Below are 10,868 nucleotides of genomic sequence, written 5' to 3'. Positions count from 1 at the left end.
TGGTGGGATTGTCCAGGGCCGAGTTGACGCTCTTGCCGGTCGACAGACGGTTCTGCGTGGTGGCGAGGAGGTCAGCGGTGGACTGGAGAGAGAGCAGGTTCTGACGAACCGATGCGGAGAGAACGATACCGGACATTGGGTGTTACCTTTCTGGTAAACAACGCTAGTGTTACGCGTCTGCTTGGATCGAGATTGACCCAGCGACCGGCGGACCGTGGCGTCCAGAATCTAACGAAGCATGAAATGAAACCCGCGCTTTCGCTGAGTCGCGGCGCGATTCGAGCACTGCCGCCCGGAGCTTCGCTGCAGTGCCACGCGATCTTGCCATTGAAAGAATTGGTCTTTTCCGCGCAAACCCGCGAGATTCACAACTCGTTAACTAATGTTGAGGGAGTATTGCGCCTTGATCCGCCGCAACACGCGCTCGGTTACGAAAGCGTTGATGGAGAACAGGCATGGCCCTCAAGGTCGAGCTCAGACCGCACGAACGCATCATTGTCGGTAACTGCGTGATCACCAACACCGACCAGCGCGCCCGCCTCCTCATCGACGGCGAGAACGTGCCGATCCTGCGCGAGCGCGACATCCTCACGCCCGAGACGGCCAATACCCCGGCCAAGCTCGTCTATCTGGCGGTCCAGCTGATGTATATCTCGCCGGATCCGCAGACCCAGCACGGCACCTACTTCAACCTGGTGCGCGACATCGTCACCGCGGTGCCCAGTTCCTGGCCCATCATCGAGGGCATCAACAACAACATCCTGAACGGCGATCTCTACCGGGCCCTCAAGGATGCCCGCAAGCTGATCGCCTATGAAGAGAAGCTGCGCGACCAATACAAGGCCGCACATCCCGAAGGCGACGTCAGTTCCGCCGCCTGATTGCGATATCCGCACGAACGGCAACGGCCCCGGATCGTCTCCGGGGCCGTTGCCTTTTCAAGGATATCTCTCGCGATCATTGCGCCGCGAGCGGCGGCGACGCGGTCTCGATCAGGCCATCGCCGGTCCGACGTGCGCCGAACTCCAGCACCGCCGACACCAGCGCATCGACGTCGACTTCCTCGGTCCGGTGATTGACGATGGCGGCGCGGATCGCGAACTTGCCGTCCAGTGTCGTGCTCGATGGCGCCGCGATGCCGGACTCCTGGACATCGGCCACGATCTCGCGATTGGTGGCGTCGTCCGCGCGGTAGCGGAAGCAGACGATGTTGAGATTGACCGGCGCCAGCAATTCCAGGCGCGGTTCGGCGAGCACGCGCGCTTCCAGATATTTCGCGAGCGCACAGCTACGCGCGATCACTGCGCCGAGGCGCGCCGTGCCGAACGTCTTCAGTGTGAACCAGGTCTTCAAGGCGCGGAAGCCGCGCGACAGGTCGGGGCCGAGATCGCAGGGCCAGACCGCCCCCGCCGCAAGTCCCCTCGCCTCGCGGCGCAGATACGCCGCAGGCTGCGCGAAGGCCTGCCGATGCTGCTCGCCGTCGCGCACCAGCAGGAAGCCCGCGTCGTAAGGCACCTGCCCCCATTTGTGAAAGTCGAGCGCAATCGAATCCGCGAGCTCGATGCCGCCGAGCATTGGCGCGAGTTCGGGCGACATGATCGCAAGCGCACCGAACGCACCGTCGACGTGAAACCAGATCCCTTCGTCGCGGCACAGTACGGCGATCGCCTCGAGATCGTCGATCGCACCGACATCGACCGTGCCGGCCGATGCGACGACGAGGAACGGCTTGAATCCGACCTCACGGTCGATCGCGATCTGCGCCCGCAGGGCGGCGACATCGATGCAATGATCGGCATTGACATCGATCTTGCGCAGCGCATCGGTGCCGAGCCCGGCGATGTCCATCGCTCTGGAGATGCAGCCATGCGCGGCCTGCGAAGTATAGGCCGTGAGCACCGCCCCGTCATTACCAATGCCATGCTGCCGTGCAGGCTTGCCCAGCGTGCTGGTGCGCGCCACCAGCACCGCCATCAGATTGGCCATCGATGTGCCCGTGACGAAGATGCCGCTCGCATCTTCCGGGAAAGAAAAAAGAGAGCGCATCCAGTCGACGACCTGGCGCTCGACCTCGATCGGCATGTGATCGCGTCCGCCGAGATTGGCGTTGAGACCAGCCGCCAGCATCTCCGCGAGCATGCCGACCGCCGTGCCGCCGCCATGCACCCAGCCCATGAAGCCGGGATGAACATTGCCGGTCGCATAAGGCGCAACGCCTTCCGAGAATTCGCGATAGACCTCGGCGAGATCGCTCTGCTCGCGCGGCACGTCGGCCCTGAATGCGGAACGCACGTGGTCCGGAATCGGCTGCCACACCGGGCGCGTGCGAATGTCGGCGATGCCGTCGATCGCTTCGTCCAGCATGCGATGGGCGAGTGCGCGAAACGAGTTCCAGTCCTGCGGATCGAGCGAAGTGCCGATGACCGTCTGCTGCGTCTCGCGAAGGATCTCGTTCATGCTGCTCGTCCCGTGTCCGCTATCGCGTGACGCGACAGCATCGCCGTGAAAGCGGCAAAGATCTTGCGCATCTGCGGCGGCTTGTAGGGAAACACGACCGGCGAATCCATGTTGTGCACCACCGCGGTGTTGTCAGCCTCGAAGATCAGGAGCTCGCCGGCCTTGGTCTCCGCGCAATCGACGATGAAATAATCGAGACCGACGCGCTTGCTCATCTCGTCGAGCGCGCTGCGGTGACGCGCGGCGAAGGCGTGGTCGAAGTCGATCATGAAGGCAGCTTCTTCGGCCCGCTTCTCCTCGCTGAACGCCATGTAGGCGTTGAGATACCAGATGTCCCAACGATCGGCGATCGCCATATGGCAGGCGTATGGCTGGCCGTCGATCATGGCGAGGCGATATTTGCGATAGAGTCCGTCGGAGCTCGCATAATCGACGAAGCGCGCGACGAAGAAATCGTCCTCCTGCCGCTCGGCGAGATAAGCCGCGAGCGCTCCGGCATCGTCGACCTTCAGGAGTCCCACGCCGGCATGCGAGCCGCGCGGACGAACGATCATCGGAAGGTGCAACTCGCTCGCGATCTGCTCGCAGCCGATGCGTCCCTGCGCAAGATCCAACAGTTGCGCGCGCGTCACGCGCACGGTCGCGGGAATGTCGAGACGCGCGATACCCGTCAGCAGTCGATACAGCTTGTCGCGATCGAGGTTGCCGATCAGATCGGGGCGATTGAGCAGCGGCCGCGGCCAGCGCGGCGCGGCTTGTGCGATCAGCGCGAGCGCCTCGCGGCACTCTTCGGAATCGGATGCGATCACGATGGCGACGTCGTGATCGGGCAATGCCTCGGGCAGACCGGCACCCTTGACCACATAGAGCGTCAGGAGCTCGATGTCCGAGCCTTCGAGCAGGAATTCGATCGGCGTATTGCCGCCCATGTCGATGTCGGCTGCGAGCGCGAGCACACGCAGACGCGGCTTCGGCGCCTCGCAGCGCGTCCGGAACAATTGATGGAAGGCGAGCACCTCCGCCTGGATCGCGAGCCCCGCTTCCTTGTCGCCGAGGAGCTGTGCGATCAGCGACAAATCCAGTCCTTCTCCCGCCTGCGCAGTGCCATCCGCGATCCTCGCGACGAGCTGATCGCGCAGCGGGTGAAGATCGACGCCCTCGAAGGCGCGGCGCGTCAACTGCGCGAAGCCGATGCGATCGGCATAATTCGGTGCGGTCACGCCGATCGGCGAAGCGGAGTGCGACATCTCAAACCTCGACCACGGCAGCAGCGCGGTGCCGCGAGCAGCCGCCGCTCATTCCGGAAAGCTCAGGCAGCATCCGCCGCGGCTGCTGCTGCGGGCGCCGGTGCGAATTGCGAAGCGATGTCGCCATGGAACACCGAAGGCCCGACGTGATCGAGCGAGCTCTGGATGTCGGCCCAGATCTCGCCGCCGATGTCCGTCCAGCGTTTGCAGAAGGCGAAGTCCTCGGAGAGATAGGTGCCGCTCGCCGCATCGATCATGCATTCGAACAGCGCGAACCTGTTCTGGCTCGAAGCCAGCGTATCGTGCGAGTGTTCGCGGAAGAACTGAAGGCCGGCATAGTTCGGATGGCGGCACATCGCCTCCAGCACGTGACGCCGGATCATCAGGAAGCCGGTGCCGGCATAGCGCACGCGGGTGAAACCGTTGACCATCACGATACGGTCGGGATCCTCGATCTCGAGGACATAGTCGAGCGAAGCCGCCGCCACGTCGGCGCGGCCGGATTGCATCGCGCGCTTCGCCTTGTCCCAGTTGACGCGCTTGATGGGATAGCAGCCCGCGACGACGTCGGCGCCGCATTCGATCAGCCGGAACACCTGCTCCGGCTTGAAACCGATGTCGGCATCGACGAACAGGAAATGGGTCGCCTTGGGGTCGTCGAGGAACATCGCGACCAGATTGGCGCGCGCCCGGGTGATCAGCGCGTCACCGTCGCGCAAGAGCACCTTGAGCTCGAGATTCGACATACCGTGCACGGCGCGCTGAAGCGCGAAGATCGAGCTCGCATAAATGCTCGACACCTGCCCGCCGAAGCACGGCGTAGCGACCACAAGTTGCATCCGGTCCGACATCGACGGCTCCGCCCCCACCTCAAATCGTCACCAAGAGGTAAACAGGCATGGTTAACGGCGCCTTAATGCGCGCCTAGAGGAATTTGACGAGCGAGAGCTGCGCGAGGTTCGCGGTAACCTGGTAAGAGGCCTGCAGCGCATTCTGGAGCGCCAGGATCTGACTTGCCACCTGATCGGGCGAAGCCGATTCCGCCTGATCGATGATGCCCTGGAGCTGCGCTTTGGCCTGGGTCTGGCGCGTGGTGGCGTCCTTCATCGTGTTCTGGGCCATCGCGATGTCGGTCTGGATGTCCTCGAGGCGCTGCTGTCCCGGCTGTTGCGTCAAGGCCTGCGTCACCCGTTGGCTCAGCGCCGACACCTGCCCGCCCGAATAGGTTCCGGTGGCCGAGGTCGAGAACGTTCCGAACACGGCGATCGTCTGCAACTGCCGGCGGATCGCGTCCTCGTCGGCCTGAGCGCCGTACTGCACCGTGATGGAATCGTCGACCCGCGCCACGGCGGTCGAGCGCGCCGAACCGGGTCCATCATTGCCGGTGTACCATTTCACGGTATTGGCCGAACCGTTCACCAGCGTCGTCGCGGAGCTCGCGGGCGACGAGCCGACGCGCAACGGCGGCTGCGTGGCGGTGATCGGCGTCGAGCTGAAGCCGAGCGCGCCCAGCGCGCCGGTGTTCGAGCTCGTGATGTTCAGGCTCGATGCGTCATCCGTATTGATCGTGACCACGCCGCCATGGATGGTCGAAGGCTTCGACGTGCCGGTGATCGAATCGATCTTGCTCAGCAGGGTCTGCATGCTGTCGGTGACGTTGATCTGATTGCCGGTCGCCCCCGAACTGACGAAGGTCAGAGTCGTGCCGTTCACCGTGATGGTGTCACCCGCGACGAAGCCTGGCGAAATCGAATCCGAGGGAGTCGTCCCGGACAGTGCCGTCGCTCCGGTGATTGGCGCCGGCGGGCTCGCCTGGTTGTTCACGGGCGTGCCGATGGCCGAACTCGCGGTGTTGAAGAAATTGTCGCCGGCGGTCATCGCGGACGCGGCCACCAGCGAGGTATTCGCGAGCTTCTGGATCGCGGTGTTCAGCGCGGCATTGAGATTCGAGGCGGTGTTGGTCGGATTGGTCGCGTCGATCGCAAAGCTGCCGGCCGGGGGCGGCGTGGCCGTCGACGCGGTCAGGTCGATCTGCTCGGTCGAACCATCCGGCAGCGTGAACTGCACGCTCAGCTTGTCGCCGTTGCTCGGATTGTTGCCGTTGAGATCCACCGAGAACGACACCGGCGAGCCGCTCGGTCCGGTAACGGTCGCGCCCGTCAATGTCGAGGAGACCGCCGCGATCTTGAGCCCGAACGGGGACCCGGCGACGTCCTCGGACACCTTCACGGAAGTGGCGCTCGGCTGCGTCTGCACCAGCCGTCCCATCCCGTCGGCGCCGAGATCGGCCGCCTGGCGTTCCGCCATCACGGTCTTCAGGCCGGCCTGGGTGGTGGTTCCGTTGATGATGACGTCGGCATCGGCGACCGACTGCGTGTTGACGGCCGTTCCGGAGAACAAATAACGGTTGCCCGACTGCGTGTTGAGAACGCCGACCATCGAGCCGAACTGCGCGGCCGCGGTGTTCTGCGCGATCGTCTGTCCGTTGACGTTGAGATCCTGCGCGGTGCTGGCGGCGCCGGTCTGCACGGTGTTGCGGATCGTCGTCAGCGACTGCAGCGCGGTGTTGGCGAGGTTGATGTTGACGTTCACGTTGGTGATCGTGTCGGTATAGGCCGCGATGTTGGAAAGCTGCGCGCGCGAGGCTATCGCGAAGCCTTCGTTGCTCCCCATCCCGGAGTAGCTCTGCGACAATTTGCCGGACGAGAGTTGCGCCGACAGATCCGTGAGCTGCTGATTGATGTTGCGAATCTGCGAGCCGAGGATCGACGAAGAATAATTGATGCTGCTGATCGACATCTTTCAGAGCCCTGTACCGGTTACACTTGAGCCTGGAGCAACGTATTCATCATGCTCTGCACCACCGACATCACATGGGCGTTGGCGGCGTAGGCATTCTGAAGCTGGATCAGGTTCGACATCTCCGAGTCCAGGTTGACGCTGGAGGTCGAGTTGAACTTGGCCTGCAGCGTCGAGACCACGACGCTCTGGCCCTGCTGCAGCTGGGTCGCCTGCGTCGCAGCATTGCTCTGGACGCTGAGGAATTGCTGGAGGTAGTTCGAGATATTGCCGCTGAACGGCTGGCTCGACGAGCCGAGGCCGGTTTGCGGCGAATAGGAGAACACCGCCGAAGTGAGCTGCGAGTAGAGATAGTCGGATCGCGTGGTGTCGCCCGCGGGCGTCACCGGCGATGTGCTGTAGACCGACAGCTTGGTCGGATCGGTGACCAGTGACGTGTTGACGGCGATCCGCCCGGCAAGCCCCGTGATCTGCGAGCCGGAGCTGGTGATCGCGCCGGTGTAGAGCGCCGTGCCGCCGTCGGTGAACAGCGGCAGCTGCGGATTGCCCGAGGTCAGCGACGAGATCGTCTGGGTGATCGAGGACGAGTTGACCTTCGCGAGTCCGGTGCTGTCATCGGTGATCCGCAGCGTCGTGGCGGTGGCCGGCGACGGGGCGGCGGAGAACGACAAATGCGTGCCGGCAAGCGCGGTGTTGAGCGCGGACGCGATCGCGCTCATGCCGCCGGAGAAATTGACGCCGACCTGCATCGGGTTGGCGTTGGTGGCGTTCTGCAGCGGCAGCGCCGCCGGGTCCGTCACGTTGACCAGCGTGATCTGCCGTTGCGTGTTGGTCGTCGTGTCCGTGTAGGTGATGTTGACGGAATTGCCGGGCGCGGTGCCCGCAAGATCGACATCGAAGCCCGCTGGCGGGCCCGAGACCGCGGTACCGGCGGTGGTCTTGTCCGACAGCGCGCTCGCCATCGTCGCGGCGAGCTGGTCGACCTGGTTCTGCGCCTGCACCAAGGTCTGGTCGCGCAGCTTGAGGTCGGCCGCGATCTGGCCGGAGGAGACGACGTTGTTGGCGACGACGTCGAGCGAGGAGCCGTTCGGCAGCTTGATGGTGAGCGAGCCGACGCCGGACTTGGCCGGATCGACGTTGTAGAGCGACGTCGCCGAGAGCGTGCCGGCCGAGGCGAAGGAGAACTGCGAGGCGAGCCCGGCGCCGACGAGCTGGATGCCGGTGTTGGTGAAGATGTTAGCCTGGTTCGAGCCGTCGGTGACGACGCGGACGTCGACATATTTCGACAGCGTGTTGATCGCCTGGTCGCGCTGATCCATCAGCGTCGCTGCGGACGGATCCGTCGACGCCAGGCCCTGCAGCTTGGTGTTGATGTCGGCGATCTGCTGCATCGCTGCGTTGGCCTGCTGCGCCGAGGTGCTAAGATCCTGCTCGACATTGGAGCGCAGCGACTGGATGCCCTTGGTGGTGACGTTGAGCTGCTGCGCCAGCGCCTGCGCCGCCCCGACCGCGACGGTCTGCGCCGACGACGAGCCGGCGCTCGTCGACAACGCCTGCAGCGCCGAGGTGAAATTGTTGAACGCGGTTTCGAGCGTGCCGTCGTTGCCGGGCGTGCCATAGACATTCTGAAGCTGCTTCAGGATGTTGGCCATCTGGTCGGCATAGCCGCTGCCGCCGGTCTCGGTGCGGAGCTGGTTCAGCACGTAGGAGTCGAGCTCCCGGCTGACGCCGGTCGTCATCGCCGTCGAGCCGAAGGTGCCGGTGGAGACCTCGATCTGGTTCGGCGTCTGGGCGACGTAGCCCGGCGTCTGCGAATTCGCGACGTTCGACGAGACGATCGAGAGCGCGGCCTGGTTGGCACGCAGACCGCTCATCGCACTGGCGAGGGCTGAACTCAAACCCATGTTACTGGCCGCCTTTGGTTACGCGCCGATGAACCGATCAGCGCAACACGTTCAAGAGGTCCTGCACCATCGAATTCGCGGTCGTGATCACCTTGGTGTTGGCCGAGTAGGCCTGCTGGGTCACAATCAGCTTGGTGAATTCATCGGCGATGTCGGTGTTCGATCCCTCCAGCGAGGAGCCGCTGATGGTGCCCGAGGCGCCGGCGATGGCCGGACCGGACTGGTCGGTCACGGCGTAGGCGCCGCCGTCCATCGCCTTCAGGTAGTTGGTGCCGTTGAAGTGCGACAGCGTCACCTGAGCGAGGTCGAGGTTCTGGCCGTTCGAGAAGGTACCGACCACGATGCCGTTGTTGTTGACCGAGACCGAGCGAAGCTGACCGGCGGCGTAGCCGTTCTGCGTAATGGTGTTGATGGTGACCGCACCGCTCGTGCTCGCGTACTGCGTCAGGCCGCCGGAGGAGATGTTGAAGGCAACCGAGCCGAGCGACTGACCGCCGACGGTGACGTTGTTGATGGTGATGCCCGAGCCGCTCGGCGAGGTGAGCGAGCCATCGGCGGCAAAGGTGAAGGCCTGTCCGGTGTTGACCCAGCCGACCTCCGTGCCGGTGGCATCCGCGTTGGTCTGGTAGAACAGGTTCCAGGTATCGGCGTGGCCCGCGCCCAGCGAGGCGCTGTCGGTCTTGGCCCAGCGCAGCTGCAGGTTCACCGGCGTACCCGAGGCATTGTAGGCCGTCACCGCGCCGCCGCTGATCGATTCCTTGGTGAAGGTGGCAAGGTCGTTGCCGATCACCGTGCCGGTGCCCGCGGTGCCGCCGCCGTCGCGGTTCTTGGTGATGGTCGAGGTGAAGCCGAGCGCGGCGAAGGCTGCGCTGTTGGAGCTCGACACCGACAGATTGGAGACGGTGCCGGTGTTCAGCGAGATCACGCCGCCCGTGCTGATGGACGAACCCGAGGCGCCGGAGAGCGCATCGATCTTGCCGAGCAGGGTCGTGACGTTGTCGGTGATGTTGATCTGGTTCGGGCCGGATGCGCCCGAGGCCATGAAGGTCAGCGTCTGGCCGTTGACCGTGATGGTATCGCCGGCGGAGAAGCCCGAGGTGAGCACCTGGGCGCCGCCCGGGGTCGCGCTGCCGCTCAGCACCGTGGAGCCCGAGATCGCCGGCGAGGACAGCACGTTGCCGCCGCGGGTCACGCTGCTGATGCCGAGCGCGGTGGCCGCGGTGCCGCTGCCGACCGCGACGTCGGTGCCGGTGCCGCTCGAGATCTGGATGTTGCCGCTGGCACTCAGCGACGCCGTGACACCGGCGCCGCCTGCCGTCTGGATCGCGCTCAGGATGTCGGCGACCGTCGCAGTGGTACCTGCGCCGAGGCCGATCGTGGTGTTGCTGCCGGTCGTGGTGACGCCCGTGCTGTTGTCGAAGGTGATCGAATTGCCGTTGATCGTCAGCGTCTGGCCGCTGAGCGAGGCCAGGATGCTGGAGGCCAGATGCGTACCCACGGAGCCGTCGAGCGACGTCGTCGTGGAGGCCGCGGCCGCCGAATTGTTCTGAAGCGCGACCGTGCCCGTCCCCGTCGTCGACGAATAGGCCGAGCGGACGTTGCCGGTAGCGGCTGCGCCCGCGACCGTCGCATTGGCGTAGGGCGCGGGCGGCGTGCCGACCGCCAGCGGGTTGGATGCGAAATCCGAGGGGTTCAGGCCGCCGGACGCGAGCAGCGTGCCGCTGGCTGCAGTAGAACTCGCCACCGTGTTCGGCTGGGTCGGCAGGTTGGCCGCGTACTGGATCGAGGTGGTCGCCTGCGCCGGGATGAAGTTGTTCTGGAATTGCAGCACCGTCGGCACGTTGCCGAGCGGATTGCCGGTCTTCGGGTCGACCGCGACGCCCATCAGGTAGTAGCCGGCGCCGTTGACGAGGTTGCCGTTGGCGTTGAGCTGGAAGTCGCCGCGACGGGTGTAATAGGTGACGTCGCTGAACACCGGCACGTTGTCGACGACGCCGCTCGCCTTCTGCACCGAGAAGAAGCCGTCGCCGGTGATCGCCATGTTGGTGGCGACGCTGGAGGTCGAGATCGTGCCCTGCGTGGTAATGGTCGCTTGCGCGTGCGCCGTGACGCCGCCGGCGACCTGCTTGCTCGGCACGGAGGAGTCGGGGATGAGATCCTGGAAGCTGGTCCCGATGCCCTTGTAACCGGTGGTCGACGAGTTCGCGATGTTGCCGGAAATGTTCTGAAGCGCGTAGGACTGCGCCTGCAGGCCACCCACCGAGGTGTTCATTGCATCGAAGATACCCATAACTTTGTCTCCAAATCCGATCTCGGCGGCGCCGAACCCTGGCCGCAATCGGAGGAGACAGTCGCAAAGGCTATGCCAATGCGGGTATCGTCACGAAATCAATGACTTAAATAGACAGCCCCCGGTCCGAGGACCGGGGCACAATTGCCGGGGCGGCAACAATTGCCGGGA

Annotated in this window: 7 protein-coding genes; 1 reads left to right on the top strand and 6 read right to left on the bottom strand. The window is 64.6% G+C overall.

Annotation, left to right across the window (positions count from 1 at the left end):
- Window positions 1–455 precede the first annotated feature (455 nt).
- Window positions 456–881 carry a flagellar biosynthesis repressor FlbT gene (gene flbT / locus QM712_RS09865; RefSeq protein WP_415022895.1) on the top strand — a complete coding sequence of 142 codons (426 nt, stop codon included), beginning with the start codon at window positions 456–458 and terminating at the stop codon, window positions 879–881.
- A 76-nt stretch (window positions 882–957) separates the two neighbouring features.
- Here the strand turns inward: flbT and QM712_RS09860 are convergent, their stop codons facing one another.
- The 6 genes from QM712_RS09860 to QM712_RS09835 form a co-directional block, all read right to left on the bottom strand.
- Window positions 958–2,457 (bottom strand): pyridoxal phosphate-dependent decarboxylase family protein, encoded by a 1,500-nt coding sequence (locus tag QM712_RS09860; protein WP_415022894.1) that lies wholly within the window; start codon window positions 2,455–2,457, stop codon window positions 958–960.
- The gene (locus QM712_RS09855; RefSeq protein ID WP_415022893.1) at window positions 2,454–3,704 is read right to left on the bottom strand and encodes an ATP-grasp domain-containing protein; all 1,251 of its coding nucleotides are present in this window, start codon (window positions 3,702–3,704) and stop codon (window positions 2,454–2,456) included. The genes QM712_RS09860 and QM712_RS09855 overlap by 4 nt, the downstream gene beginning before the upstream one ends.
- Before the next feature lie 62 nt (window positions 3,705–3,766).
- Entirely contained in the window at window positions 3,767–4,555 is a 789-nt protein-coding gene (locus QM712_RS09850) for a hypothetical protein (RefSeq protein WP_415022892.1), read from the bottom strand.
- Window positions 4,556–4,628: 73 nt separating this feature from the next.
- Window positions 4,629–6,503, bottom strand: a complete 1,875-nt coding sequence (locus QM712_RS09845) for a flagellar protein (protein WP_415022891.1) — start codon at window positions 6,501–6,503, stop codon at window positions 4,629–4,631.
- Between the two features lie 20 nt (window positions 6,504–6,523).
- Window positions 6,524–8,407, bottom strand: a complete 1,884-nt coding sequence (gene flgK, locus QM712_RS09840; protein ID WP_415022890.1) for a flagellar hook-associated protein FlgK — start codon at window positions 8,405–8,407, stop codon at window positions 6,524–6,526.
- A 37-nt stretch (window positions 8,408–8,444) separates the two neighbouring features.
- Window positions 8,445–10,697 (bottom strand): flagellar hook-basal body complex protein, encoded by a 2,253-nt coding sequence (locus QM712_RS09835; protein ID WP_415022889.1) that lies wholly within the window; start codon window positions 10,695–10,697, stop codon window positions 8,445–8,447.
- Window positions 10,698–10,868: the final 171 nt, after the last annotated feature.

The sequence above is a fragment of the Bradyrhizobium sp. genome (genome assembly GCF_047605465.1).
Taxonomy (GTDB): domain Bacteria; phylum Pseudomonadota; class Alphaproteobacteria; order Rhizobiales; family Xanthobacteraceae; genus Bradyrhizobium.
This window is presented reverse-complemented; position numbering and strand designations above follow the sequence as displayed.